Source organism: Dyella humicola, assembly GCF_026283945.1.
In the GTDB taxonomy this organism is placed as follows: domain Bacteria; phylum Pseudomonadota; class Gammaproteobacteria; order Xanthomonadales; family Rhodanobacteraceae; genus Dyella; species Dyella humicola.
In genome coordinates, this window is the sequence record NZ_JAPDPC010000003.1 from 389,059 (window position 1) to 415,602 (window position 26,544).

The window sequence follows — 26,544 nt, forward strand, 5'->3', positions numbered from 1 at the left end:
GTTGACGGAAGTCATGTGTGGCGCGGTGTCCGCGGACACTATGCGCTTCGACGATGTCTATGCGAGGTCACGTCAAGCATACCGGCGGGCAGCCGTTGCAGGGCATCTTGCACGGCCTGGTGCAAGGTCGCGTCAAGACGCCGGATGCGTGCTTCCGGCGAAGCCACTCCTCGGCTGCGGGCAGCGACGCAAAGCCAGGCCAACCAGCGCGCCAAACGGCTACGTTCGGTGGCATCGAGGCCTACCAGCGCCGCACGCACGGCAAAGGCTCCATGGCGAGCGCCGACCTCGCCACGCTCCAGCCAGGTGGCCAGCGTGCGCTGGGCATGGCGATATACCTTGCTGAGGGAAAGTTCTGCGATAGTGGTGGTCATAGGGTAAGCCGTGTATCGTGGCCATGGAAAATAACTAAACCGTCGCGTATACTAAACCGGCGTTATCCATTTGTGAAGCCAGTCATGAAGGTGTTGCCATGAGCACGATCCCGCAAACCAAGCCTCAGGGACCCGGTCGTCCCAAGGATATGGAGAAGCGTGCGGCGATCCTCGAAGCAGCCAAGGCCCTGTTCATCCGCAATGCCTTTGCTGGTACCAGCATGGACGCGGTGGCGGCCGAGGCGGGCGTGTCCAAGCTCACGGTCTACAGTCATTTCGGCGACAAGGACAACCTGTTCCGCGAAGTCATTCGCGCGCGCATCCAGGACCTGATGCCGGAAGACACCTACCAATACGACCCGAACGAGGATGTCCGCGAGACGCTGGAGCGCATCGCCCTGCATCACGTGAGGCTGGACTGCGACGTTCAGAACGTTGGTACCTTCCGCGCCATCCTCAGCGACTGCCGCCAGGGCAACCCCCGCTACGGCAAGCTGCTGTGGGAGGAAGGCCCGGACCGCACGCTTGGTTTGATGAAACGCCTGCTGCAACAGGCCGTTGACGACGGCAAGCTGGATATCCCCAACGTGACACGTGCCGCTGGCCAGTTCATCTCCCTGATCAAGGGTGAGATGCTGCTTCGCCGCATGTTCGGCTGCGAGGAATGCGCTTTCTCGTACGCCGCCGAGCTGGAACAGACTGCCCGTGATGGCGTGGACATGTTCCTGCGCGCTTACAGGAAGCACTGATTTCACCCCTCCCGTACGGTCGTTCATGGCTGCCGGCAGCAGCCACCCTCGCGACAAACCTCGCTTCGTGCTCAAATAGCGCCCTGGAAGCGGGGGTGCCGGCAACAGTCGGCTGAGAGAGTCCCTTCGAACCTGATGCGGCTAGTACCGCTGTAGGGAGCTTCGCCGCACGACCCTCGTCGTGCGACTGGCGCCGTCGCTTCGTTGCTTGTCTGCGAATCCCTTCGCAACAACCCGCGCCTCCATGTGCGGACTCTTCAACAAAGCGCGTCCCTATGTGGACATTGCTAGCACCGGACCCATGCTGATGAACGCTCTGCCCACCGACCTCGCGCGCGCTGCGCAGGAACTCTCCGAAGCCGTGACGCGCCCGATTCCGGGTTCGCGCAAGATCCACGTGCAGGGCAGCCGTCCCGATCTGCGCGTGCCGCTGCGCGAAATCGAGCAGGCGCAGACGCCGACGTTATTTGGTGGCGAGGTGAATCCGCCGATCACCGTCTACGACACCTCGGGTCCGTATACCGATCCCGACTACCAGGTGGATCTTGCTGCCGGCCTGCCGGCGCTGCGGGCGGCCTGGATCGCCGAACGTGGCGATACCGAGCAGCTGGATGGCCTCAGTTCGGCGTTCGGTCGCCAGCGCGCCGCCGACGCCAAGCTCGATGCCTTCCGTTTCACCGGCATCCGCGCGCCGCATCGCGCCAAGGCGGGCGCCAACGTAACCCAGATGCATTACGCGCGCCGTGGCATCGTCACGCCGGAGATGGAATACATCGCCATCCGCGAGAACCAGAAGATCGAGGCGCTGCGCGATAGTGCTCTGCTCAAGCAGCATCCTGGCCAGTCCTTCGGTGCGGCGCTGCCCAAACTGATCACACCGGAATTCGTGCGTGACGAAGTGGCGCGCGGTCGCGCCATCATCCCGGCCAATATCAACCATCCGGAAAGCGAGCCCATGATCATCGGTCGCAACTTCCTCACCAAAATCAACGCGAATATCGGCAATTCGGCGGTTTCGTCGGGTATCGCCGAGGAAGTGGAGAAGCTGGTGTGGTCGATCCGTTGGGGCGGCGACACGGTGATGGATCTTTCCACCGGCAAGCACATCCATGAGACGCGCGAGTGGATCATTCGCAATTCGCCGGTGCCGATCGGCACGGTGCCGATTTACCAGGCGCTGGAAAAAGTCGATGGCGTCGCCGAAAACCTCACCTGGGAAATCTTCCGCGACACGCTGATCGAGCAGGCCGAGCAGGGCGTGGATTACTTCACCATCCATGCTGGCGTGCTGCTGCGCTTCGTGCCGCTCACCGCCAAGCGAGTGACCGGCATTGTGTCGCGCGGCGGTTCGATCATGGCCAAGTGGTGCCTGGCGCATCACAAGGAAAACTTCCTCTACACGCATTTCGAAGACATCTGCGAGATCATGAAGGCGTACGACGTGTCCTTCAGTCTCGGTGACGGCCTGCGTCCCGGCTGCATCGCCGACGCCAACGATGCGGCGCAGTTCGGCGAGCTCGATACCCTGGGTGAGCTGACCCAGATCGCCTGGAAGCACGATGTGCAGGTGATGATCGAGGGCCCCGGCCACGTGCCGATGCACCTGATCAAGGAGAACATGGAGCGTCAGCTGGAAAAGTGTGCCGAGGCGCCGTTCTACACGCTGGGGCCGCTGACCACCGATATCGCGCCGGGCTACGACCACATCACCAGCGCCATCGGCGCGGCGATGATCGGCTGGTTCGGCACCGCCATGCTCTGCTACGTGACGCCAAAGGAGCACCTGGGCCTGCCGAACAAGCAGGACGTGCGCGACGGCATCATCGCCTACAAGATCGCCGCCCATGCGGCGGATCTGGCCAAGGGGCATCCCGGTGCGCAGGTGCGTGATAACGCACTCAGCAAGGCCCGTTTCGAATTCCGCTGGGACGACCAGTTCAACCTTGGTCTGGATCCGGAGAAGGCCAAGGAATTCCACGACGAGACCTTGCCCAAGGATGCGCACAAGAGCGCCCACTTCTGCTCGATGTGCGGTCCGAAGTTCTGCTCGATGAAGATCACCCAGGACGTGCGCGATTACGCCGCCGAGCACGGCACGGGCGAAATCGAGGCTTTGGATGCGGGCATGGCTGAGAAGTCGGCCGAGTTCCTTGCGCAGGGTGCCGAGGTCTATCACAAGGCCTGATGCAGTAACGACCATCGGATGGGACAAAAAAGCCGTGCGCACAGGTGGCGCACGGCTTTTTTTCACCTGCGTTTCGCGCGCGTCACCCTACGGTTCGGGCCATTCAAGAGTCGTGTCCGTGCATGGTCGAAGGCGTTCTCGCCGTGACAAGGGATCCTGCGAAGGATCTTGCGGGGATGCTGGGCAGATAGGCAAGAACGGCGAGCCGGGCAAGCGCCGAGACCGTCGGTCAGCCAAGCTCGGACATCGGCGTTATAGGCAGAACTGTCCCCTCAAGGAGTCGCTTATGTCGACGCCGGACAATCTTGGTCGATCCAGTCATCTGATGCTGCGCGCGGTGCTGGTGGCGTTGGCTATTGGCGTGCTGGTCGCCTGCGCGCTGATGTGGTGGTGGGTCAGGGCGCCGGATATCTACGAACCAGCCGCGGTCCTATCGAACCACGCGCCATGGGCGCAGTGGCTTTCCTGAGCGCGGGGGGCGCTCGTCGCGCGGCGAGCGGACACAAAAAAACGCGCCGCCCGGAGGCGACGCGCCTTATCAAACGCGATCAGTCAAAGCCGATCAATTCAGGCTGATCAGCCTTTCTTGTCAGCCTGGTAGCGGTCGATGCCGGCCAGGATTTCGGCCTTGGCCTCATCGGCGCCGACCCAGCCCTCGAGCTTGACCCACTTACCCTTCTCGAGATCCTTGTAGTGCTCGAAAAAGTGGCCGATGCGCTCCAGCCAATGGCCGGAAACGGAACCGATGTCCTTGATGTGGGCGTAACCAGCGAAGATCTTCTCCACCGGAACGACCACCAGCTTCTCGTCGCTGCCGGCCTCGTCGGTCATCTTGAGCATGCCGACCGGATGGCAGCGAATCACGGCGCCCGGCACCAGCGGCAACGGCAGGATCACCAGCGCGTCCAGCGGATCGCCGTCGCCGCCCAAGGTGCCCGGCACATAGCCGTAGTTGCACGGATAGCGCATCGGCGTGGACAGGATGCGGTCGACGAAGATCGCGCCGCTTTCCTTCTCCACCTCGTACTTGACGGGCTCGGCGTCCTTGGGGATTTCGATGATGACGTTGATTTCGTCCGGAACCTTGCGGCCGGCGGAAACGAGGTGCAGACCCATGGGGGTGTCCTTAGGCTTGGTCAAAAACAAAGACCCAAAAGCATACGGCAAAAGGTGGTGCATCGCAGCAGCCGGGGTGTTGGCCGGGTCAGGTGCGGTTGGCTGTTCGGCTGGATCAAGAGGGTTGGCGCGTCGGAATGCGCGCCGCGTGGATGCTTCTCAGGGCTTATAAGGCCGCTCTCGCAGCCATTTGGTGGCGATCCACTTCTCACCACGGGTCACCGGCAGGCCCGCATGCAGCGAGGCCTCGTCGCCCGTCTCATAGGCGAAATAGACGGCTGAGCCGCGCAGGGCGGTGACCGTGAGCCCCAGCGCCGGAAAGGCCGTGCCGCCACCTTCCTCAGGCGTGTTGAGATACATCACCACGCTGGCGATGCGTTGGCCGCCCCGGGCCGTGATGGCCTCGAAGCCGGGCTGGCTTGGGTCGAACCAGTCGTAGTGCGGCTCGTATTCCTGGCCGGGCAGATAGTGCAGGATCTGCAGCCCTTCGCCGTGATCGGTGGGGACATCCAGCAAGCTGGCGATGCGCTGTTCGATACGCTGGACCAGCGGTGTCTCGCCATTGCGAAAGAACATGCCCTGGCTGGTGCGCCGTTCGTCCGTCTGGTGCCGGCCATCCACGTCGACGGTCAGCGAGCGCTGCAGGCGAGGCCTGGATTGCGCGATCAGCTCGTCACATTCTTGATCGGAAAGCAGCCCCTCGAGTACGCGGATCACCGGCGTATCCACGCTCAGCGTGACGCGCACCGCGCGATCGCCAATCACCTGCAGTGGTGGAGCGGGGTGTCGCGTTCGTCGACCGTGGGGACGCTTGCCCGTGCTGAGCGTAAGCGTGGCTACCGGAATATTCAGCACGCGAGCGACAATGTGGCGGCTCTGGTCACCGCTGTAGCCGGCCTCTTTCATCAGCCGGAGTACATCCTGGGCGCTGTGTCCGTCGCGGGTGGTGGTGAGAATCCACTCGCGCAGTTCAGGGCGAATCGTGTGGTCTTTCATGCGCCATCGAAGGAGAGCCGGCCCATGCCGGCCCTCCCATGTTACGCGGTGAGGCGGCCCTACTTCACGTGTTCCCAGAGGTAGCTGTAGCCCAGGGCGCTCATGAAGGCAGACTGTTTGTTGTCCGCTGCGGCGCCGTGACCGCCTTCGATGTTCTCGTAGAAACTGGTGTCATAGCCCAGCTGGTCCAGCTTGGCGTACATCTTGCGCGCGTGCACCGGACCTACGCGGTCGTCGCGCGTCGAGGTGGTGAACAGCACCGGCGGGTACTTCTGTGCGGCCCTGGCGTTCGTGTACGGTGAGAAGGTCTTGATCCACGACCACTCGGCCGGCTTGTCCGGGTCGCCGTACTCGGCAATCCACGAGGCACCGGCCGACAGGTGGGTGTAGCGCTGCATGTCGAGCAGGGCCACCTGGCTGACGATGGCGCCATACAGCTGCGGATACAGTGTGAGCATATTGCCCATCAGCAATCCGCCATTGCTGCCACCCATCGCGCCCAGGTGCTGCGGCGAGGTGATCTTGCGTGCGATCAGGTCTTCGGACACGGCAGCGAAGTCTTCGTAGGCACGCAGACGGTTCGCCTTCAGTGCGGCCTTGTGCCAGCGCGGACCGTACTCGCCGCCGCCACGGATGTTCGCGATCACGTAGATGCCGCCCTTCTCCAGCCAGGCACGACCCACGTTGCCGCTGTAGTTCGGCTGCAACGAGATCTCGAAACCGCCGTAGCCGTATTGCAGGGTCGGGTTCTTGCCATCAGCCTTGAGGTTCTTCGGGGCAATCTCGAAGTAGGGCACGCGGGTGCCGTCCTTGGAGGTGGCGAAGTGCTGGCTCACCTCAAAGCGCGAGGCATCGAAGAAGCTGGGGCTGTGCTTGATCGCCTGCGCTTCGCCCTGGCCGAGCGTGCCATAGTACAGCGTGGTGGGTTGCAGGAAGCCGGAGACCGTGAGGAAGTAGTCGTCGCGGCTGTCCTCGTCCACCGCGCCTGCGGCGATAGTGGAGAGCTTGGGCGCGCCGCCCAGGCTTTCACGTTTCCACTCGCCGGCCCGTGGCGTCAACACTTCCAGCTTGTTCACCACGTTGTCCATCACATTGAGGATCAACTGATGGCGGGTCCACGAATAGCCGTCCAAAGCCGTGCTATCGGTAGGCTCGAACAGCACGGTGAGCTCGCGCTTGCCGGCCATGTAGTCGTCGAATCGTGCAGTTAGCAGCGAACCGGACTTGTACGTCTTGCCGCCGATATTCCAGTCGCTGCGTGGTTCGATCAGCAGCCATTCGCGGTGCACGTCGGTGATGGCGTCGGTCGGCACGTCGATCCTGCTGAGCTTGCCGTCCTTGCCACGAACGAAGGTCTCGCTGTCGTAGAAAGCGATCTGTCGAACGACGAAGTCACGCTCGAACCCGGGCGTGTTGTCGCGTGCCGCCGATACGCTCATGTCGTCGTTCTCGGCTTCGTACACGGTAGTGGCGCTGGACAGCGGCGTGCCGCGCTTCCATTCCTTGACGATGCGCGGATAGCTGGACGTGGTCATCGAGCCGGGGCCAAAGTCCGTGGCGACGTAGAGATGGTCCTGGTCCATCCAGGCGACCCGGCTCTTGGCCTCGGGCAGCTCGAAACCACCGTTGACGAACTGCTTGCCGGGCAGGTCGAACTCGCGCACTACATCGGCGTCTGCGCCGCCGCGCGATAGGGAGACCAGGCAGCGCTGGTAATCAGGCTTCAGGCACTCCGCGCCGTGCCACACCCAGTTCTCGTGCTCGGATTTGGCCAGGGCGTCGAGATCGATCACGATTTCCCATGCCGGCTGGTCCTTGCGGTATTCGTCCAGCGTGGTGCGGCGCCACAGGCCCTTGGGGTGATCCTTGTCGCGCCAGAAGTTGTAGAAGTGGTCGCCGATCTTGCTCACCATCGGGATGCGCTCGTTGGAATCGAGCACCTCGAGGAGGCGCGCATCGAGTTGTTTGAACTCGGCGCTGTCGGCGTATTTCCTGACCGTGTCGGCGTTCTGCTGCTTGACCCAGTCGAGCTGCTTGGTGCCGTCGATGTTTTCCAGCCACAGGTTGGGATCATTGCTTGCCGGCGCAGCCGGCATGGCTTTGTCAGTTGCGTGCGTCATGCCGCCTAGTGTGAGGCTCAGCGCCAGTACCAGCCAGAGTGAGGTCTTGGATGCCATGGAATTTCCTATTCCTTACTCCCTCCCCCCAAAGGGGAGAGGGGGCAATCGTGCCGTGCGGGTTCGCACGATCACCGATGAGGTGATCGTGCGCGCTTGGTCAAAGCAGAGGTATCAGCAACAAGGCCACGATATTGATGATCTTGATCAGCGGATTCACTGCCGGTCCAGCCGTGTCCTTGTACGGATCGCCGACGGTGTCGCCGGTGACGGCGGCCTTGTGTGCTTCCGAACCTTTGCCGCCGAAATGGCCGTCCTCGATGTACTTCTTCGCATTGTCCCAGGCACCACCGCCGGTGGTCATGGAGATGGCTACGAACAAGCCGGTGACGATGGTGCCGATCAAGACGCCACCCAGCGCCTGTGCACCGGCTTCCACGCCACCGAGCCACTTGAAGCCGAACAGCACCAGCACGGGGACCAGCACAGGCAGCAGCGAAGGCACCAGCATTTCCTTGATCGCCGACTTGGTCAGCATATCCACCGCGCGCGAATAATCCGGCTTGGCCGTGCCCTGCATGATGCCGGGAATCTCGCGGAACTGTCGGCGCACTTCCTCCACTACCGCACCGGCCGCGCGACCCACGGCTTCCATCGCCATCGCACCGAACAAGTACGGGATCAGGCCGCCAATCAGCAGGCCGATGATCACGTAGTGGTTGGAAAGATCGAAGCGGAAATCGGTGACATTGAGATGCTGGCTGAGGTTGTGCGTGTAGTCGGCGAACAGCACTAGCGCGGCGAGGCCGGCAGAGCCGATGGCATAGCCCTTGGTGACCGCCTTTGTGGTGTTGCCGACCGCATCGAGCGGATCGGTAATGCCACGCACCTCCGGAGGTAGATCCGCCATTTCGGCAATGCCGCCGGCGTTGTCGGTGATCGGGCCATAAGCATCGAGCGCCACGATCATGCCGGTCATGCTGAGCATGGCCGTCGCCGCGATGGCGATGCCGTACAGGCCAGCCAGTGCGTAGGCGCCCCAGATCGCCGCGCAAACGGCGAGTACCGGCAAGGCCGTGGCCTTCATCGAGATGCCCAGGCCCGCGATGATATTGGTGCCATGACCGGTGGTGGACGCTTTGGCTATGTGCTGCACCGGGCCATATTCGGTGGCGGTGTAGTACTCGGTGATCACCACCATGGCGCCGGTCAGCACCAGGCCGATCAGGGCACAGCCGTAGATATGGCCCACACCGTAGGCTGAATCGGCCATCAACTGGCTGGTGATCGGCCAGAACGCGATGGCGGCAAGTACCGCCGACACTGCGACGCCGGCGTAGAGCGCATTCATGATCTTGGGGCCGCGGGCCTTCACGAAGAACGTGCCGATGATCGAGGCCACGATGGAGGCGCCACCGAGCAGCAGCGGGAACAGCACACCGTTGCTTCCCGTCTGCTCGGCCATGACGCCGCCCAGCAGCATGGTGGCGATCAAGGTCACCGCATAGGTTTCGAACAGGTCGGCGGCCATGCCTGCGCAATCACCGACGTTGTCGCCCACGTTGTCGGCGATCACCGCAGGGTTGCGCGGGTCATCTTCAGGGATGCCGGCCTCCACCTTGCCGACCAGGTCAGCGCCCACATCGGCGCCCTTGGTGAAGATGCCGCCGCCCAGGCGCGCGAAGATCGAGATCAGCGACGAGCCGAAGGCCAGGCCGACCAGCGCGTGCAGCGCGTGCATGGTCTCGTAGCCCAGGTAGCGCAGAACGAGGTAATACCCGGTGACGCCGAGCAGGGCCAGGCCAACCACCAGCATGCCGGTGATGGCGCCGCCGCGGAACGCCACATTCAGTGCCGCGGCGAGTCCGTTTCGGGCCGCTTCGGCGGTGCGCACGTTAGCGCGGACCGAAACATTCATGCCGATATAGCCGGTAGCGCCGGACAGGATGGCGCCCACAGCAAAGCCGACGGCGGTACCCCAGTCCAGCGCGAAACCGATGATCAGAAACAGCACGACACCGACGCCGCCGATGGTGGTGTATTGGCGGTTGAGATACGCCTTTGCACCCTCCTGGATCGCCGCTGCGATCTCCTGCATGCGCGCATTACCCGGTGATTGCGCCAGGACCCAGCGCACCGAGAGCGCGCCATACAGAACTGCCAAGACCGCACATGCCAGCACGATCCACAAGCCATACTGCTGCAGCATCAGAGCCTCCCCATGAGTGGTAATACCTCCATCGGGACCGCCTCCGGCAGCCCGACACGGCGACCGCCCTTTGCGGGCGGTCCTGGGGAGTATAGGCAGAGGTTGACGACAGTCGTGTTGTGCGTCGCAGCGCATGGTGGGCCGCGGTCACAAAATGGGCGATGCCTCACGGCATCGCCCTTGGGGCAGCCGACGGGGCGATCAGCGGATAGCGACGTCCAGGATCATGTTGTCGCCGATCGATACGAGCACGTAATTGCCGTCGTCGCGCACCCAGCGGTAGCCATACGGCGGCGGAGCCAGCCGGTAATCGACGTAGTCGTTCACGATGTACATGGGCCCGTCATAGCGGACGCCACGTTCCCAGTGGCGCGGCCCGGCGTAATAGCGGTCGGCGCGGTCATAGCGGACGCCGTAATAGCGGCGGTCTTCCCCACGGTGATCCCAGTCGCCGCCACGATGACGGTCGTCGTGGTTGTAGCGGTCCCGACGGTCGTCGCGATCGTGGTGGTCATCGCGATCATGGCGATCGGCGTATCCCTGCCCGCGGTCGTGTCCATGGTCGTCGTGGTCGTGATCGGCCAGGGCGGCGCCACTGCTCACGAGCAGGGACAGAGCTACGAGCACGCTGGAAAGGGCCTTCATCGCATCCTCCTCGGTAAGCCAGCCGACGCCACGGGCGTTGGTCAGGCAAGCTCATCGTAGAAATCCGTATCTGAACGCTGAGGGTGATTTCCTGCGAAGGACGTGAGAGCTTTCAGCTATCGCTCATTCACGAGACATGCATCCGCGTGGCGTGCGTGGATTGAGGGCCTGCTGGTGGTTCATGCACGAGGGAGGGGGTGATGTTCCTGCGGGTGACGGCCGTGTTTGTACTGCTTGCTGCGCTGCTCTACGGCGCGCTCTGCCTATCGTTGTACCTGGGGCAGCGTCAGCTGGTCTATCACCCGGAGGCGACGTGGCTGGTCAAGCAGCGACCAGACTTCGCGCTGACCCGCGATGGCGTCGTCTTGCATGGATGGGTGATGAACCCGGGGCAGCGGCGGGCGTTGCTGTACTTCGGTGGGAACGCTGAGCGAGTCGAGGACGCGCGCACCGATCTTGCGTCGTGGTTTCCCGATCGGACGATTTATCTGCTGCCTTATCGCGGCTATGGCGCCAGCGAGGGTGTGCCGACCGAATCAGCGCTGGTGGCGGATGCGGTCGCCCTGTTTGATCGGGTCGCGCCGCAACATGCGTCGGTCGCGGTAATTGGCCGCAGCCTTGGCAGCGGCGTGGCGGTCCAGTTGGGGGCTCAGCGGCCGGTCGAGCGGCTGGTGCTGGTGACGCCGTTCGACAGCCTGGTGCGGGTGGCTGCGTCTTACTACCCATGGGTGCCAGTGAACGCCCTGATGCGCGAGCGATTTGAATCGTGGCGTCACGCCGCCGCCATTCATGCTCCGGTCTTGCTGATACGCGCCGGACAGGACGAAATCATTCCTGCCGAGCGCACGGCGGCGCTCGCCGCCACTTTTCCCCAGGCACCCGCACAGCAAGTCGTACCCGACGCAGGCCACAACACGATCCAGGACTACGCGGATTACCGCGTGAGCATGACCCGCTTTCTCACGCCTTGAACGAGGGCAGCTTGCGTGGGATGGCTTCGTTCCTGAGCGTCACATACTTCGGCAGGCCATCCTTGCCGTATGGCAATGGTGCTTCGCCCTGAATCAAAGGAGCGAGATAGCGTCGCGCTGCCGCCGTAATGCCGAAGCCGTCACGGGAGAGAAATCCCGCGGGCATTTTCTTTTCGCGATTGGCGATCTTCAGCAGCGGTGCGGCTTCGATTTTCCAGCGGTAGGGCGCGTCACTGGTACGTACGATCACCGGCATCACGGCATTCATGCCGGCCAGCGCGTAGTCGACAGCGGCCTTGCCCACAGCGTAGGCCTGATCGGCGTCGGTCTTCGAGGCGAGGTGACGAGCCGAGCGCTGCAGGTAGTCAGGCAGAGCCCAGTGATACTTGTAACCGAGCTTTTCCTTCACCAGCGCGGCCAGCACTGGTGCCACGCCGCCCAGCTGGCTATGGCCGAATGCATCGCGCGTGCCCGCTTCCGCAAGGAACTGGCCTTGTGCATTGCGAATGCCTTCCGAGGCGACCACGGTGCACCAGCCCACGCGTTCTACCGTGGCCTTCACCTTGGCCAGGAAGGCAGCTTCGTCGAACACGCGCTCGGGGAACAGGATGAGGTGCGGCGGCGCATCGGCGCCTTCGCCGGCGAGTCCTGCTGCTGCGGCGATCCAGCCGGCATGGCGACCCATCACTTCCACGATAAAGACCTTGGTCGACGTATCGGCCATCGAGGCGACATCGAGGCTGGCTTCCAGCGTGGACACCGCGGTGTATTTCGCCACCGAACCAAAACCCGGGCAGCAGTCGGTCACGGCGAGATCGTTGTCCACCGTCTTGGGCACGCCGATGCAGCGTATGTCGTAGCCCATGGCCTTGCCGAGCTGGGAGATCTTCAGCGCCGTATCGGCGGAATCGTTGCCGCCGTTGTAGAGAAACCAGCGGATGTCATGTGCGCGGAATACATCGATCAGGCGCTCATACTCGGCGCGGTTCGCTTCGAGCGACTTCAGCTTGTAGCGGCAGGACCCAAACGCGCCGCCCGGTGTATGGCGCAGCGCGGTGATGGCGGCCTTGGATTCCTTGGACGTATCGATCAGATCCTCGCGCAGCGCACCGAGAATGCCGTTGCGCGCCGCACAGACCTTCACGCCCTTGGCGCGCGCAGCCTCGATCACGCCTGCGGCAGTGGCATTGATCACGGCGGTGACGCCGCCGGACTGGGCATAAAGCAGGCGACCTGAGGGTTGTGACGTCGACTTTGTCATGGGTGTATCAGTCCGGTAGGGCGAGGTTGCCTTGCTCATCAAACACGAAGTACGGGTTGAAAGCGAACTCCCACAAATGACCGTCCGGATCCGCGATATAGCCGGAATAGCCACCCCAGAAGACCTTTTGTGGCGACTTGATGGCCGTGGCGCCAGCGGCTACCGCGGCGTTGAAACATTGATCCACCTCGGGCTTGGAGCTGGCATTGCGCGCGAGTGAGATCGCGGCGAAGCCGCTGGGCTGATCTTCGACCTGGGCATCTTCCGCCAGCGCCTAGCGGCCATACAGGGCCAGCACGCCCGCGGCGCCTTTCAGGAAGACGATGCCCTCATTGCTGGCGGACGACGCCTTCCAGCCCAGCGCTTCGTAAAAACGCCGGGAGCGTACAAGGTCGCTCACGCCAAGCGTCACGATATGAATCCGGGGAATTGACATGGCAGATCCTTTCGTCAGTCGGGATAGCGGGCCCGTCGTCGGCCTTCGATGTGTCCTTTGCGGCTATCGTGTGTCGTCAAGTATCCGTTTTGCAACAATGACTTGGCGCGAAATGTCGGCGATGCTCGTTTGACGGGACACGTCGCAGAAGTTAATTTGCAGGCCACTATCTTGAATCCAACGGGTGCCGCAGCGTGCGGTGGCTCGTGGATACCTTGGAGCATTATGCGACTCGTCCTACTCGGTCCGCCCGGCTCGGGCAAAGGCACCCAGGCCGCACGGCTGAAGGTGGAACTCGGCGTACCGCACATCTCGACCGGCGACATGCTTCGCGCGGCGGTGGCAGCTGGCACGCCGCAGGGCCTGAAAGCCAAGGAAGTGATGAACGCCGGCAAGCTGGTATCCGACGACATCCTGCTCGGCATGCTGGAAGAGCGTCTTTCCCTTGACGACGTCAAGAACGGCTTCATCCTCGACGGCTATCCGCGCAACCTGGCCCAGGCTGACGCGTTGGATCATCTGCTGGCCAAGATCGGCCAGCCGCTGGATGCCGTCGTGAAGCTCGATGTGCCCAACGAAGTGATCATTGGCCGCTGTGAAATTCGCTTCAAGGCGGAGCACCGCCATGACGACGATCCGGAAGTGGTACGCGATCGCCTGCACATCTACGCGGAGCAGACGGCACCGGTGGCGGATTTCTTCGCTCGCCGCGGCAAGCTGCAGGTGGTTGACGGCGTGGGCGAACTCGACGAGGTCACCTCTCGCGTCAAGCGCGCACTGTCCAGCAACACGGCAGCCGCCAACGGCTGATACTCCGGGCCGCCGCAGGGCGGCCCGATGTTTTCCGAGGCGGGATCTTGCTTCCCCGCCTCCAGGTTCCAGCCAACGGGTTACACATGCGCCTGCATATCCTCGGCATCTGCGGCACCTTCATGGGCGGCGTCGCCGCGCTGGCACGTGAGCTAGGACTCACTGTTGAAGGTTCCGACGCCAACGTCTATCCACCCATGAGCACCCAGCTGGAGTCGCTCGGCATCCGCTTGATGGAAGGTTATCAGGCCGACTACCTCAAGCCGGCTCCGGATCTCGTCGTGGTCGGCAACGCCATGGTGCGTGGCAACCCGGCGGTGGAGTACATGCTGGACGCACAGCTGCGCTACATCTCCGGGCCGCAATGGCTGGGTGATACGTTGCTGCAGGGGCGCGAAGTGCTGGCCGTGGCCGGCACGCATGGCAAGACGACTACCACCAGCCTGTTGGCGCATCTGCTGGAAAGCGCAGGGATGGCGCCCGGCTTTCTGATTGGCGGCGTGCCCGGCAATTTCGATGTCTCCGCCCGCGTCGGCAGCGGCAAGCCGTTCGTGATCGAGGCGGACGAATACGACAGCGCCTTCTTCGACAAACGCTCGAAGTTCGTGCACTACCGGCCACGCATCGCGATCCTCAACAATCTCGAATACGACCACGCGGACATCTTCCCGGACGTGGCTGCCATCCAGCGTCAGTTCCATCACCTGGTGCGCACGGTGCCGGGCAATGGCCGACTGATCGTCAATGCACATGACCAGCATCTGTTCGAAGTTCTGGCGATGGGCCGCTGGACGCCCGTGGAAACCTTCGGTATTGGCAAGGGTGACTGGCAGGCGGACTTGCTCGTCGCCGATGGCTCGGCCTTCGCCGTGCGCCACAACGGCGAGTTGATCGGCGAAGTGCACTGGTCCTTGCTGGGCAACCACAGCGTGATGAATGCACTCGCTGCGCTGGCCGCCGCGACAGCGGCCGGCGCGAATCCGCGCACCTTGCTGCCGGCCTTCGCAAGCTTCGAAAGCGTCAAGCGACGGATGGAGGTGGTGGGCGAGGTGGGCGATGTGCGCGTCTACGACGACTTCGCCCATCACCCCACGGCCATTGCCACGACGCTGGCTGGTCTGCGCGCCAAGGTGGGTGCATCGCGCATCCTGGTGGCGCTGGAGCCGCGCTCCAATTCGATGCGCCTGGGTGCTCATGCGGAAGCGCTGGCACCTTCACTGGCCGACGCCGATGCGGTGGTGTTTCTGCATCGCCCCGAGCTGGCGTGGGACGCGGGTCGCGTCACGGCCGCGCTGAATGGCCGCGGCAGCGCGGTGCCGACGGTGGATGCGCTGATCGGGGCGCTGCGTAGTCAGGCGCGCCCGGGTGACCACGTGGTGTTCATGTCCAATGGTGGTTTCGAAGGCGCGCCCAGGCGATTTGTCGAAGCGCTCAAGTCGTAGCGGCTCTAAGCACTGACTCCTTCGCCCCTCTGGGGAGAAGGTTGAGATGAGGGGCCGGTGCTCGCGAGTAAACGACTACAAAGCCGGTTTCCACCGAGTCTGATCGCAAGGTTGCCCCCTCACCCCAACCCTCTCCCCGCAGGGGAGAGGGAGCGTGCTTGCGCAACCCGCTAAACTTCTCCTCCATGGCGGCCCAAACGCATCTCATCGATCTGCCGTTGTTTCCCCTCGGCACCGTGCTCTATCCCGGAGGCCAGTTAACGCTGCGCATCTTCGAGCCACGCTATCTGGACATGGTGCGCGAGTGCGCACGCACGGGCAGCCCGTTCGGCGTGTGTTTGATCCTGCAAGGGCACGAAGTGGGTGAGCCAGCGATGCCGGCTGCCGTTGGCACCTTGGCTCGGATTAGCGACTTCCACAATCGCGAAGATGGCCTGCTGGGGATTCTTGCGGAGGGTGGCGAACGGTTTCGCGTGGCCAGGACGCGCGTGCGTTCCAACGGTCTGGTGCGCGGTGAAGTCGATGTGTGGGCGGAAGAGTCGACTCACTTGGTCCCGGTAGAGTTTGCGCTGCTGCAATCCATCCTGGAACGCCTGATCGAGACCATGGGGCCCCATTGGCGGCATGCGCCGCGTCATCTGTACGACGACGCCAGCTGGCTTGGTTTTCGCTTGGCGGAGCTGCTGCCACTGCACGACGACGAGCGCCAACGCATGCTGGAATTGACCGACCCTGTGCAGCGGCTCGGCGAGTTGCGCGATATCCTGCCGCGTTTCCAAAAGGCTTGATCATCGACGTCGTGAACGCTCGCATGGCTATCACGACCTGACGTTCTACACTCTTTCATTTTGGCGGAGACGCAGCTCATGGGCAGTCTGGCAGGCAAGACCTTGTTCATCACCGGTGCTTCGCGTGGCATTGGCCTGGCGATCGCGCTGCGCGCCGCGCGTGACGGCGCCAACATCGCCATTGCGGCCAAGAGCAGCGTGCCCAACCCCAAGTTGCAGGGCACCATCCATAGCGCGGCGGCGGAGATCGAGGCGGCCGGCGGCAAGGCCTTGCCGATCAAGTGCGACATCCGCGAAGAAGCCGAAGTGCAGGCTGCCGTCGCTGCCACCGTCGAAGCGTTCGGCGGCATCGACATCCTGGTCAACAACGCCAGCGCGATCTGGCTGGCCGGCGCGCTCGACACACCGATGAAGCGCTTCGACCTGATGCAGCAAGTGAATGCGCGAGGCAGCTTCCTGTGCGCACAAACATGCCTGCCACACCTGCTCAAGGCTGCCAACCCGCACATCCTCACGCTGGCGCCGCCACCGTCGCTCAAACCCAAGTGGTGGGCGCCGCATACCGGCTATACGCTGGCCAAGATGGGCATGAGCTTCGTCACACTGGGCCTGGCCGGTGAGTTCGGTTCCAAGGGCGTGGCGGTCAATGCACTGTGGCCGCGTACCATCATCGCCACCGATGCGCTCAATCTGATTCCCGGCGTGCCGCTGGAGCGTTGCCGCAAGCCGGCCATCATGGCCGACGCTGCGCACGCGGTGTTGATCCGCCCCGCCGCGGGTTTCGCGGGCCATTTCCTGATCGACGATGACGTGCTGCGCGAGGCCGGCATCACGGATCTTTCGCCCTACGCGATGGATCCGACTCAATCGCTGCTGCCCGACCTCTTTCTGGACTGATGGTCGTGGGGTGTCCGTTCTGCGCCATCGCGGCGGGCCGGTTGGAAGCGAGCGTGGTCGCGGAAACGGATGCTGCATTGGCTTTTCTCGACCTGCGCCAGGCGGTGCCTGGACACGTGCTGGTGGTGCCACGCCAGCACGTCGAGGACATCTACGCGATCGACCCCGCGCTCGCGGGTGACGTGATGCAGTTGGGTGTGCGCGTCGCGCATGCCTTGCGTACCGTGTTCGATTCGCCCGGCCTCAATCTATGGCAATCCAACGGCCACGCCGGTGGCCAGGAAGTGGCGCATTTCCACCTGCACGTCCAGCCGCGTCGCGTCGCCGATGGCCTGCTGCGCGTCTATCCCCACGGCTTGCCCGCGCCGACACCACGCGACGCACTTGATCGCATGGCCGAGCGCATTCGCCTGTCGCTACCACCTGACGGTGCTTCCCCAGCGCCACGGAGTGCTTCATGAAATACCTGCATACGATGATCCGCATCCGCGATATCGACGCCAGCCTGCGCTTCTTCTGCGAAGGGCTGGGCTTGAAAGAAAACCGCCGCATGGAGAACCCCGCCGGAAAGTACACGCTGATTTTCCTGGCCGCGCCGGAAACGCCGGAGGCGGAAGTCGAGCTCACCTTTAACTGGGGCTCCACCGAGGATTACGGCAGTGCGCGCAACTTTGGCCACCTGGCGTTCCGCGTGGACGACATCTACGCCACATGCGCCCGCCTGCAGTCGATGGGCTACATCATCAACCGCCCTCCGCGTGATGGCCACATGGCTTTTGTGCGCTCGCCCGACCTCATTTCCATCGAATTGCTGCAGGATGGCCAGCTGTCACCGCAGGAGCCTTGGGCTTCGATGCCCAATACGGGTGTATGGTGATTCATTGACGTCGCCGGTCCGGCCTGATGGCTGATCGATTTCGTCGTGTCATTCCTATCACGCGCCTTGCGGTATTTCGAAGTCGGTGGGCGCAGGTAGTGTTTCCGCGAAAAATTCCTAGGCCATAGGTCTTAGCCAATCGCCCGACCTTAGGCTTCCGTTCGACGGATATGCGCCATTTGTCGGGTGACTGTCATGCGCATAGTTGTATATTGTGTGACGCACATCACATATTTCCATCGGTCGCGGCGTAAGTTGCGCGACGGACGTGGTAACCGGGGCTAGCCAATCACTTGGCTGCGCCCGGCCGAAACCTGTGACCCTTATAGGGGAGGGGGAGGGAGCCATGGCTGTTTTGAGGGAGGAAGCCAGGCGTTGTGTCGTCTGGTTTGGGCAGCCTGCCAGCGAGGAACGCGCTGGCCTGGCGAAGGCAGGATGGATCATCCGCGTGGCCGATGCCGGCACGCAGAGCGGTGTCGGCATGCGCAACAACGACACGGTGGTTGCGCTGGCGGATCTGCGTCACGGCGACTCCGAGTCAGCCCAGGCCATGGCCCAGCTCATGGCCGATCATCCCTGGCTGCCATGGGTGGCGTTGATTGCGCCCGACATGCCAACCCACGACCCACTGATCGATCGCATCCTCGATGCCAGCATCGAGTACTTCACCACGCCGGTGGACGTCGATCGCCTGCTGGAGTCGCTGGCGCGGATCGGTGGCGACCAGCCACTGGTCGCCGAGCCCAGCGACATCGGAGTGACGGGGCGCAGCGCCGCCATTTGCACGGTAGTGGCGAGCATTCGCAAATATGCGCCAGTGGAGCTGCCGGTGCTTATCACCGGCGAGACGGGCACGGGCAAGGAAGTCGCTGCGCGCGCGCTGCATGGTCTTTCGGCGCGTGCCGACCGGCCGTTTGCAGCCATCAATTGCGGAGCGTTGCCGCCCAACCTGGTGCAGTCGGAACTGTTTGGACATGAGCGCGGCGCCTTCACCGGAGCCAACGCACGCCGCATCGGCCATTTCGAGACCGCGGCAGGCGGCACGGTGTTTCTCGATGAGGTCGGCGATCTGCCGCTCGACGCGCAGACGAGTGTCCTGCGTTTCCTGCAGGAAGGCACGCTGGAGCGCGTTGGCAGCAGCCAGTTGATCAAGCTGGACGTGCGCGTGCTGGCCGCCACCCATGTGGATCTGGAAAAGGCCGTCGAGCAGGGGCGCTTCCGTGAGGATCTGTATTACCGGCTCAACGTGCTGCGCCTGCGCATGCCTGCGTTGCGCGAACGCGATGATGACGTGGTGACGCTGGCACAGCGTTTTCTCGATGCTTTCCGCGAGCTACATGCCAGCCGTGCACGCTCTTTCAGCGCCGCGGCGCGGCGGGCCATGCTCGATTTCGCGTGGCCGGGCAATATACGCGAACTGCTCAATCGGGTGCAGCGCGCCGCCGTGGTTGCCGAGGATGCCCTGATCGGCGTGGACGACCTGGATCTGTCCGATGTGCTGACTAAACGGGCGGCGCATTCCAGCCTCGGCAGCACGCGTGTTGCCGCCGAGCGCGATGCGGTCATGGCCTGCCTGCGTGAAAGCCGCTTCAACGTGAGCGAATGTGCGCGTCGACTCAAGGTGTCGCGGGTCACCATCTATCGCTTATGCAAGAAGCACCAGCTAGCGCTCGATGAGCTGCGCTGAGTAGCGTCCAAGAAGTTGCTCAACGTCTCCGAGTGACCACAAACACCCCTCCCCAACCCTCCCTGCGATCCCAGGGAGTCCCGTTTTTGGGACAAGCAGGGACGGAGTATGCGGGCACGCTTTTAGCCCCTCCCATGCAAGTTGCGGAGAGAATCAGTGCCAGCACGCTTTTGGCTGCGCGTAGACCTTGGACAGGCTCTAAGCGATCGGCCATCCACCACGGCGGAGTGTTAGCTCATACCTGAAGGCATCGATGGCCGCAGCGAGGTGAGCGGCGGGCGCTCGCGAAAGCATGGCTGGTTCGGCGCCAACCCAGCCGAGTCACTACAAGCACCCGCCGCTCACCTCATGGCCCAGAAGAGGAAGGCCCCCGGCCCGCAGGGGTCGGACCGGGGGCTTCCATTGGTGCCCCGGCCACAGGGGTTGCCGGGTTACCGCCCACATGACCGCCTCGCGGCGGAATTTCGATCGGACCACGCGTTGCTCGGGCGTGGCCATTGATGACGGGATGGGGGGACGACCATTGCCAGCTGCGAGGCTCGCGCCGACGTTGCCCTGGGCCTCCCAAAGGCGTTGCCAATCCGCCGCCGTGGATGTCCCTGCCACGGTGGTCGGTGCGTTGTCGCAGCTGGCCCTTCCCCCTTCCCCGCCTGTACGAGTGAAAGAGAGCAAGCGGCGTGCCAATGCCGGCAAATGCACCAACGGTGCGGGTTTGCTGCGCGCAGGCCGCTTTCATGCCGCGTGAAGGGCGTGTTGATGGCGTTACACCGGCATCGGCCAGATGCCGGTGTAACGCCTTGTGAGCCGCGCAGTTAAGCGCTTTTTGCGCAGGTGTAACCCGGCTGATACAAGTTGCGGGTGTGGTTGACACTCTTCGTGGGCCGCACGGATTCGAAGCTGGCCGCGCCGATGCCGTGCAATCGCCTGGCGCAGGGCTTACGATGCGTGGTGCGGCGCACCAGGCTTGCGGCGTTCCCCCAAACCCCATTCCAACCCTGCCATGGTGCCGTCCCGCCGACGACGCCCGGAGTACGACATGCATTCGCAAGACCCTTCCGCCCAGTCCCTGATCGATCTCGGCAAGCGCTACTGGCTGCCGGTGTATCGACCGCGCGATGTGGTGCTGGATCACGGCAAGGGCTCGCGCGTGTGGGACACCCAGGGGCGCGACTACATCGATTTCGGCGCCGGCATCGCGGTGAACGCCTTGGGCCATCAGGATCCCGATCTGCTGGAAGCGCTCACCACCCAGGCGCACAAGCTTTGGCACACCAGCAATGTGTTCTACAGCGAGCCGCCGCTGCACCTGGCCGAAGAGCTGGTGGCCGCGTCGGGCTTTGCCGAGCGCGTCTTCCTGTGCAACTCCGGCACCGAAGCGAACGAAGCGGCGATCAAGCTCGTGCGCAAATGGGCCTCGTCGCAGGGCCGCGAGGCCGACAAGCGCGTCATCGTCACCTTCCGCGGCTCGTTCCATGGCCGCACCCTCGCTGCCGTCACCGCCACCGCGCAGCCGAAGTACCAGGAAGGCTACGAGCCGCTACCAGGCGGCTTCCGCTATCTGGACTTCAATGATGTGGGCGCGCTTGAAGCTGCCTTCGCCCACGGTGACGTGGCGGCCGTGATGCTGGAGCCGGTGCAGGGTGAGGGCGGCGTGCTGCCTGCCGCGCCAGGCTTCATCAAGCGTGTGCGCGAGCTGTGCGACAAGCACGGCGCGCTCTTGGTCCTGGACGAAATTCAGTGCGGCATGGGCCGTACCGGTTCGCTGTTCGCCTACGTGCAGGATCAGGCGACCCCGGACATCGTGACCCTGGCCAAGGCGCTCGGTTGCGGCTTCCCGATCGGCGCCATGCTGGTGGGCCCCAAGGTGGCCGAGACCATGCAGTTCGGCGCACACGGCACCACCTTTGGCGGCAATCCGCTGGCAGCGGCGGTGGCGCGGGTCGCGCTGCGTAAGCTGTCATCGGAGGAAGTTCTGGGCAATGTGCAGCACCAATCGCAGGCGCTGCGCGATGGCCTGGCGCGCATCAACGCATCGGTGGATCTATTCGACGAAGTGCGCGGCCGTGGCCTGATGCTCGGCGCGGTGCTGAAGGATGCGCATAAGGGCAAGGCAGGTTCGGTGCTCGATCACGCTGCGGCGCATGGTCTGCTGCTGCTGCAGGCCGGGCCGGACGTGCTGCGCTTCGTGCCGGCACTCAATATCGGCGACGCCGATATCGCTGAAGGTTTGCAACGCCTGGAAGCCGCGCTGCGTTCCTATCTGGAGACCTGAGCGCGGCGCTACTGCGGTGTGCGCGTCAGCTCAGTCCCGCAGCGGCGGCAGTAGCGCGCATCGGCGTTGTGATCGTCGAGCTGGCAGCCCGGGCATACCGTGCGCTGGCGCGCATCACGGATGCCGGCGGCCAGTTCCGCCGCAAAGATGCCGGTGGGAACCGCGATGATGCTGTAGCCCACCAGCATGATCAGCGAGGTGAGTACCTGGCCCAGCACGGTGTGCGGCGTGATGTCGCCGTAGCCCACCGTCGTCAGGGTCACGATGGCCCAGTACATCGCGCGCGGAATGCTGGTGAAGCCGTGCTGTGGCCCTTCGACCAGATACATCAGCGCACCGAAGATCAACACCAGGGTCAGGATGGTGCTGACGAAGATCAGGATCTTGTGGCGTGCACGCTCCAGCGCGCTCCACAGCAGATCCGCCTCGCCCACGTAACGCGCCATCTTCAGAATGCGGAAGATGCGCAGGATGCGCACAGCGCGGATCACCAGCAGGTATTGGCTGCCGGTGACGACCAGGCTGAGATAGGTCGGCAGCACGGCCAGCAGGTCGATGATGCCGTAGAAGCTCAACGCGTAGCGGCGCGGCTTTGCCACCACGGCCAGGCGCATCACGTATTCCACGGTGAAGGCGATCGTGAAGATCCATTCCAGCACATAGAACGCCGTCTCGAACCGCTCGGACAGGTCGACCACGGTGTCGAGCATGGTGACCAGAATGCTCGACAGGATGGCCACGATCAGCACGAGGTCGAACAGGCGTCCCGGCGCGTCGTCGTGAGCGAAGATGATGTGAAACCAGCGGGCACGCCAGCCACTCTGGGTCGCGGGAGCGACGGAAGACTCACTCTGAAGCGGCTTCGGCTGGCCCATGCCTGCGGCATCCCTTACGCGCGTTGGAACGCAGCATAACGCCGGCCTGCTCCTTTCGGCGTGACTTGGGAACGCTAGCCGGGATCCGCTCGTGCACCTACGCTACGCTGCACGCCATGCGCATCGGCTGGCGTGCAGCGTATTCCGTGTGCTTTACCCGGCGCGGGCGGAGCGCATGGCGGCCCGTGCCGCTTCCAGCGTATCGGCGATGTCCTGCTCGGTATGCGCGCTGGAAACAAAGCCGGCTTCGAACGCCGAGGGCGCCAGGTACACGCCGCGTTCCAGCATGCCGTGGAAGAAGCGGTTGAACAGCGCCGTATCCGCGGCAGTGGCCTGGGCGTAGGTGTCGACCTTCTCGCCGGTGAAAAACAGACCGAACATGCCACCGACACGGTTCGTGCTGAAGGCCAGCCCTTCACCGTCCGCCACAGCCTGCAGTCCGTCGGTGAGCAGGCGGGTGCGGGCTGCGAGCTGCTCGTAAAAGCCCGGCGCCTGGATCAACTCCAGCATCGCCAGGCCAGCGGCCATGGCGACCGGGTTACCCGACAGCGTGCCCGCCTGATAGATCGGGCCGGCCGGCGCCACCTGCTGCATCAGTTCGCGGCGACCGCCATAGGCGCCCACCGGCATGCCGCCGCCAATGATCTTGCCGAACGTGGTGAGATCCGGTGTGACGCCGTAATACGCCTGCGCGCCACCCAGGGCGACACGGAAGCCGGTCATCACCTCGTCGAAAATCAACAACGCGCCATGCTTCGTGCACAGCTCGCGCAGGCCTTGCAGGTAGCCTTCCTTCGGCGGGATGCAGTTCATGTTGCCGGCCACCGGCTCGATGATCAGGCCGGCAATGTCGCTGCCGTACTCATCGAACAGCACGCGTGCGGCCTCCAGATCGTTATAGGCCAGAGTCAATGTGAGATCGGCATTCGCCTTGGGTACGCCGGGCGAGGTGGGTACGCCAAACGTCAGCGCGCCCGAGCCCGCCTTCACCAGGAAGCTGTCGCCATGGCCGTGGTAGCAGCCCTCGAACTTCACGATCTTGTTGCGCCCCGTGGCGCCACGGGCGACGCGGATGGCCGACATCGTCGCCTCGGTGCCCGAGTTGACCATGCGCACCATGTCGATCGAGGGCACCAGGCGCGTAATCGTCTCGGCCATGGTCACTTCGGCGGGGCAGGGCGTGCCATAGGACAGGCCGTTCTTCACCGCCCGCTCCACCGCCTCGCGCACATGCGGGTGGTTGTGACCCGCGATCATCGGGCCCCATGAGCCGACATAGTCGATATAGCGCTTGCCTTCCACATCCCACAGATAGGCACCGTCCGCGCGTGCAGTAAAGAACGGTTCGCCGCCCACCGACTTGAAAGCGCGCACCGGCGAGTTCACGCCGCCCGGCATCAAGTGCTGCGCGCGTTGGAAGAGTTCGTGGTTGGTGGTCATCGTGGACATCTCAATGCGAAGGGAAAAGTTGGGCAAAGCATTCGGCGGCGGCGCGCACGTCCGGAGCGCCGAACACGGCCGAAATCACGGCCAGATAGTCTGCGCCGGCTTCGATCAGGGATCCGCCATTGTCCGGGGTGATGCCGCCAATCGCCACCCGGGGCACGCCCAGCGCGGCGCTCTGTCGCAGCAGTTCAGGCGAGGCACGCCCTGCGTTCGGCTTGGTGGGCGAGGGGAAGAAGGCGCCAAAGGCGACATAGTCGGCGCCGGCAGCGGCCAGCGCACGGGCCCGCTCCAGCGAGTCGTAACAGGACACGCCAATGATGGCCTGCTGCCCCAATGCGTTCCGCGCGGCAGCGACGTCGCCATCGTCTTCGCCCAGGTGCACCCCGTCGGCGCCCGCGGCCCGGGCCAGCTCGATATCGTCGTTGACGATCATCGGAATACCTCGGTCGGCGCATAGCGCCTGGATAACGCGCGCTTCGGCCAGCCGGCGCGCGCTATCCGTCGTCTTGTCGCGGTACTGCACCAGCTGGGCACCGCCGGCGAGGGCTTGGGCCACTACCTCCAGCAGGTCGGGGCGGGGGCCGTCGGTGATCACATAGAGGCCGCGGCCCCGAAGTCGAGCATGCATCAGGTTCAATCCAGTACTAAAAGTAGCTGCCATACGCTTTCGCATCGGCAGGGGAGTTGCGAGAATGCGCCTCTTATTCTCCATAACAAGCAGTTCAGCGATGAATCAGAGCTCCAACGAAACCGGCACCCTGCGCAAATGGATGTGTGTTGTTTGCGGCTTCATCTATGACGAGGCCCTGGGCCTGCCCGACGAGGGCATCGAGCCTGGCACGCGCTGGGCCGATGTACCTGATACCTGGACGTGCCCGGACTGCGGCGCGACCAAGGAAGACTTCGAGATGATCGAAATCGACTGATTTCGCTCGCTGCGTTGCCCTCAAACGGCCCGATTCCGTCATCGTACGGACCGGGCCGTTTGCTTAAATGCTCCTGCGCACCACAAAACGGTGCGCACACGGCAGGAGCAGCACCATGCAACAGTTCATTCCTTTTGAAGACGACTGGGACGCCCTGGAACATCTGCGCCCCGACTTGCTCGTTCCCTATCATGTCGGCGTTCCCTGCCGGCACGACTTATCGGCCGCTGCTTACTGCACGGGGCCGACCGTCCCCTCGATCGTCAGCTCGTCACCTACCTGGACGCCGATCTTCGCAGCCGTGCCGCCCGCCAGCTCCAGTACGTAGCGGGCCGGCAGGTCACTCGGATAACTAGGGCAGGGATCAGCCTTGCATGGCGGCACGTTCGCCTGCACCGACACCAGCTTCCGATGGCCATCGAAGTACAGGATGTCGAGCGGAATAAGCGTGTTCTTCATCCAGAACCAGCGCTGGTCGTCCTCAGGAAACACAAACAGCATGCTGTGATCGGCCGCAAGCTCGGTACGCATCATCAAGCCACGCTCACGGCTCGCATTATTGGTGGCGAATTCCGTCGTAAAGCGCTTGCCGTGCAGCTGCACGGCGGGCGCGTTCGGCTGGGGCGCAGCGAAAGCGCCGGTGGCAAAGACCATTAAAAGAGGCGCGAGCAGACGTTTCATTGTTGTGAGGGCTCGTTTCGGAGAAGTGTTCGCGAGTGTAGCGGCGGCCGCGTTTGTCATCGCAGTGAAAAAAATGTCGTCATACCCCTTCCCAGGTTCGTGGATGGGCGCTATAGTTCCGCTCCTGCCAACGAGACGCTCTTCGTTGGACGGTTTCCACCACAACCCGACAGCAAAAAATATTTCGCTGAAGGTGTTGACGGACAGGAAAAACGATGTAAGATGAGCGGCTCACTCGGAACGAAATGTTCCAACGCGATATCGGCAACGAGTCGCAAGTGATTAAGATCTTTGACAGTGTGCGCAGGTGACTTGTGTGGACGCCTTGCAGTGGACGGAATGACTGTCCAAAGCAATGCAAGGGTCCAACATATAAGTCAGCAATGACGTTTTACGTTGGGACATACCCTTCAGAAAGATAGATCATCTTCGGATGGTCGAAAACTTAAGTGAAGAGTTTGATCCTGGCTCAGATTGAACGCTGGCGGCATGCTTAACACATGCAAGTCGAACGGCAGCACAGCAGTAGCAATACTGTGGGTGGCGAGTGGCGGACGGGTGAGTAATGCATCGGGACCTACCTAGACGTGGGGGATAACGTAGGGAAACTTACGCTAATACCGCATACGTCCTACGGGAGAAAGCGGGGGATCTTCGGACCTCGCGCGGTTAGACGGACCGATGTTCGATTAGCTAGTTGGTAGGGTAATGGCCTACCAAGGCGACGATCGATAGCTGGTCTGAGAGGATGATCAGCCACACTGGAACTGAGACACGGTCCAGA

Annotated in this window: 26 protein-coding genes, 1 rRNA gene and 1 riboswitch; of the genes, 14 read left to right on the forward strand and 13 right to left on the reverse strand. The window is 63.3% G+C overall.

Translation table 11 applies throughout. The features are described 5' to 3' along the window. Positions 1-38: 38 nt before the first annotated feature. The gene (locus OUZ30_RS18300) at positions 39-374 is read right to left on the reverse strand and encodes a hypothetical protein (RefSeq protein WP_266183871.1); all 336 of its coding nucleotides are present in this window, start codon (positions 372-374) and stop codon (positions 39-41) included. 98 nt (positions 375-472) lie between these two features. Between OUZ30_RS18300 and OUZ30_RS18305 the strand changes: the two genes are divergently transcribed. From OUZ30_RS18305 to OUZ30_RS18315, 3 genes are all read left to right on the forward strand, one after another. After that, complete coding sequence (locus tag OUZ30_RS18305; RefSeq protein WP_266183872.1) at positions 473-1,123, forward strand: TetR/AcrR family transcriptional regulator; 651 nt, start codon at positions 473-475, stop codon at positions 1,121-1,123. 81 nt (positions 1,124-1,204) lie between these two features. After that, positions 1,205-1,299: riboswitch (TPP riboswitch) on the forward strand. Positions 1,300-1,430: 131 nt separating this feature from the next. Then, the gene (gene thiC, locus OUZ30_RS18310) at positions 1,431-3,308 is read left to right on the forward strand and encodes a phosphomethylpyrimidine synthase ThiC (protein ID WP_266183873.1); all 1,878 of its coding nucleotides are present in this window, start codon (positions 1,431-1,433) and stop codon (positions 3,306-3,308) included. Between the two features lie 286 nt (positions 3,309-3,594). Continuing rightward, positions 3,595-3,777, forward strand: coding sequence for a hypothetical protein (locus OUZ30_RS18315; protein WP_266183874.1), 183 nt, complete (start codon positions 3,595-3,597; stop codon positions 3,775-3,777). A 107-nt stretch (positions 3,778-3,884) separates the two neighbouring features. Here the strand turns inward: OUZ30_RS18315 and ppa are convergent, their stop codons facing one another. The 5 genes from ppa to OUZ30_RS18340 all read right to left on the reverse strand — a co-directional run bounded on the left by ppa (position 3,885) and on the right by OUZ30_RS18340 (position 10,391). Continuing rightward, positions 3,885-4,424: an inorganic diphosphatase gene (ppa, locus tag OUZ30_RS18320; RefSeq protein WP_266183875.1), complete on the reverse strand. Its 540-nt coding sequence runs from the start codon at positions 4,422-4,424 to the stop codon at positions 3,885-3,887. Between the two features lie 159 nt (positions 4,425-4,583). Next, positions 4,584-5,420, reverse strand: a complete 837-nt coding sequence (locus OUZ30_RS18325; protein WP_266183876.1) for a 2OG-Fe(II) oxygenase — start codon at positions 5,418-5,420, stop codon at positions 4,584-4,586. Positions 5,421-5,479: 59 nt separating this feature from the next. Further along, positions 5,480-7,597: a prolyl oligopeptidase family serine peptidase gene (locus OUZ30_RS18330; protein ID WP_266183877.1), complete on the reverse strand. Its 2,118-nt coding sequence runs from the start codon at positions 7,595-7,597 to the stop codon at positions 5,480-5,482. A 100-nt stretch (positions 7,598-7,697) separates the two neighbouring features. After that, complete coding sequence (locus OUZ30_RS18335; RefSeq protein ID WP_266183878.1) at positions 7,698-9,746, reverse strand: sodium-translocating pyrophosphatase; 2,049 nt, start codon at positions 9,744-9,746, stop codon at positions 7,698-7,700. 201 nt (positions 9,747-9,947) lie between these two features. After that, entirely contained in the window at positions 9,948-10,391 is a 444-nt protein-coding gene (locus tag OUZ30_RS18340; protein ID WP_266183879.1) for an RcnB family protein, read from the reverse strand. Positions 10,392-10,591: 200 nt separating this feature from the next. On the opposite strand from OUZ30_RS18340, the gene OUZ30_RS18345 reads away from it, so the two are divergent. Further along, the gene (locus OUZ30_RS18345; RefSeq protein WP_266183880.1) at positions 10,592-11,362 is read left to right on the forward strand and encodes an alpha/beta hydrolase; all 771 of its coding nucleotides are present in this window, start codon (positions 10,592-10,594) and stop codon (positions 11,360-11,362) included. Here the strand turns inward: OUZ30_RS18345 and OUZ30_RS18350 are convergent. Genes OUZ30_RS18350 through OUZ30_RS18360 form a run of 3 tightly spaced genes read right to left on the reverse strand, consistent with a single transcriptional unit; the run spans position 11,352 to position 13,059 of the window. After that, on the reverse strand, positions 11,352-12,623 hold the full coding sequence (locus OUZ30_RS18350; protein ID WP_266183881.1) for a 6-phosphofructokinase: 1,272 nt from the start codon (positions 12,621-12,623) through the stop codon (positions 11,352-11,354). The genes OUZ30_RS18345 and OUZ30_RS18350 overlap by 11 nt on opposite strands. Before the next feature lie 7 nt (positions 12,624-12,630). Beyond that, on the reverse strand, positions 12,631-12,894 hold the full coding sequence (locus OUZ30_RS18355; RefSeq protein WP_345781055.1) for a VOC family protein: 264 nt from the start codon (positions 12,892-12,894) through the stop codon (positions 12,631-12,633). Between the two features lie 3 nt (positions 12,895-12,897). Next, entirely contained in the window at positions 12,898-13,059 is a 162-nt protein-coding gene (locus OUZ30_RS18360) for a VOC family protein (RefSeq protein WP_266183883.1), read from the reverse strand. 225 nt (positions 13,060-13,284) lie between these two features. On the opposite strand from OUZ30_RS18360, the gene OUZ30_RS18365 reads away from it, so the two are divergent. The 8 genes from OUZ30_RS18365 to OUZ30_RS18400 all read left to right on the forward strand — a co-directional run bounded on the left by OUZ30_RS18365 (position 13,285) and on the right by OUZ30_RS18400 (position 21,832). Next, the gene (locus tag OUZ30_RS18365) at positions 13,285-13,869 is read left to right on the forward strand and encodes an adenylate kinase (RefSeq protein ID WP_266183884.1); all 585 of its coding nucleotides are present in this window, start codon (positions 13,285-13,287) and stop codon (positions 13,867-13,869) included. Positions 13,870-13,955: 86 nt separating this feature from the next. Then, positions 13,956-15,311, forward strand: coding sequence for a UDP-N-acetylmuramate:L-alanyl-gamma-D-glutamyl-meso-diaminopimelate ligase (gene mpl, locus OUZ30_RS18370; RefSeq protein WP_266183885.1), 1,356 nt, complete (start codon positions 13,956-13,958; stop codon positions 15,309-15,311). A 185-nt stretch (positions 15,312-15,496) separates the two neighbouring features. Further along, positions 15,497-16,099, forward strand: coding sequence for an LON peptidase substrate-binding domain-containing protein (locus tag OUZ30_RS18375; protein ID WP_266183914.1), 603 nt, complete (start codon positions 15,497-15,499; stop codon positions 16,097-16,099). 78 nt (positions 16,100-16,177) lie between these two features. Then, positions 16,178-16,996, forward strand: coding sequence for an SDR family oxidoreductase (locus OUZ30_RS18380; RefSeq protein WP_266183886.1), 819 nt, complete (start codon positions 16,178-16,180; stop codon positions 16,994-16,996). Then, positions 16,996-17,457, forward strand: coding sequence for an HIT family protein (locus tag OUZ30_RS18385; protein ID WP_266183887.1), 462 nt, complete (start codon positions 16,996-16,998; stop codon positions 17,455-17,457). Before OUZ30_RS18380 ends, OUZ30_RS18385 begins: the two co-directional genes overlap by 1 nt. Then, positions 17,454-17,873 (forward strand): VOC family protein, encoded by a 420-nt coding sequence (locus OUZ30_RS18390; RefSeq protein ID WP_266183888.1) that lies wholly within the window; start codon positions 17,454-17,456, stop codon positions 17,871-17,873. The genes OUZ30_RS18385 and OUZ30_RS18390 overlap by 4 nt, the downstream gene beginning before the upstream one ends. Positions 17,874-18,219: 346 nt before the next feature. Further along, positions 18,220-19,560, forward strand: a complete 1,341-nt coding sequence (locus tag OUZ30_RS18395; RefSeq protein ID WP_266183889.1) for a sigma-54 dependent transcriptional regulator — start codon at positions 18,220-18,222, stop codon at positions 19,558-19,560. A gap of 1,036 nt (positions 19,561-20,596) precedes the next feature. Beyond that, the gene (locus tag OUZ30_RS18400) at positions 20,597-21,832 is read left to right on the forward strand and encodes an acetylornithine transaminase (protein WP_266183890.1); all 1,236 of its coding nucleotides are present in this window, start codon (positions 20,597-20,599) and stop codon (positions 21,830-21,832) included. A gap of 8 nt (positions 21,833-21,840) precedes the next feature. Here OUZ30_RS18400 and OUZ30_RS18405 read toward each other — a convergent pair whose 3' ends face one another. The 3 genes from OUZ30_RS18405 to thiE form a co-directional block, all read right to left on the reverse strand. Further along, on the reverse strand, positions 21,841-22,707 hold the full coding sequence (locus OUZ30_RS18405; protein ID WP_266183891.1) for an ion transporter: 867 nt from the start codon (positions 22,705-22,707) through the stop codon (positions 21,841-21,843). 153 nt (positions 22,708-22,860) lie between these two features. Then, the gene (hemL, locus tag OUZ30_RS18410; RefSeq protein ID WP_266183892.1) at positions 22,861-24,147 is read right to left on the reverse strand and encodes a glutamate-1-semialdehyde 2,1-aminomutase; all 1,287 of its coding nucleotides are present in this window, start codon (positions 24,145-24,147) and stop codon (positions 22,861-22,863) included. A 10-nt stretch (positions 24,148-24,157) separates the two neighbouring features. After that, the gene (gene thiE / locus OUZ30_RS18415) at positions 24,158-24,781 is read right to left on the reverse strand and encodes a thiamine phosphate synthase (protein WP_266183893.1); all 624 of its coding nucleotides are present in this window, start codon (positions 24,779-24,781) and stop codon (positions 24,158-24,160) included. Positions 24,782-24,881: 100 nt separating this feature from the next. On the opposite strand from thiE, the gene OUZ30_RS18420 reads away from it, so the two are divergent. Then, positions 24,882-25,079 (forward strand): rubredoxin, encoded by a 198-nt coding sequence (locus OUZ30_RS18420; RefSeq protein WP_283256132.1) that lies wholly within the window; start codon positions 24,882-24,884, stop codon positions 25,077-25,079. A 231-nt stretch (positions 25,080-25,310) separates the two neighbouring features. Here OUZ30_RS18420 and OUZ30_RS18425 read toward each other — a convergent pair whose 3' ends face one another. Further along, positions 25,311-25,760, reverse strand: coding sequence for a DUF192 domain-containing protein (locus OUZ30_RS18425; RefSeq protein WP_266183894.1), 450 nt, complete (start codon positions 25,758-25,760; stop codon positions 25,311-25,313). 446 nt (positions 25,761-26,206) lie between these two features. On the opposite strand from OUZ30_RS18425, the gene OUZ30_RS18430 reads away from it, so the two are divergent. Further along, positions 26,207-26,544: ribosomal RNA gene (locus OUZ30_RS18430) — 16S ribosomal RNA — on the forward strand; the annotation flags it as partial.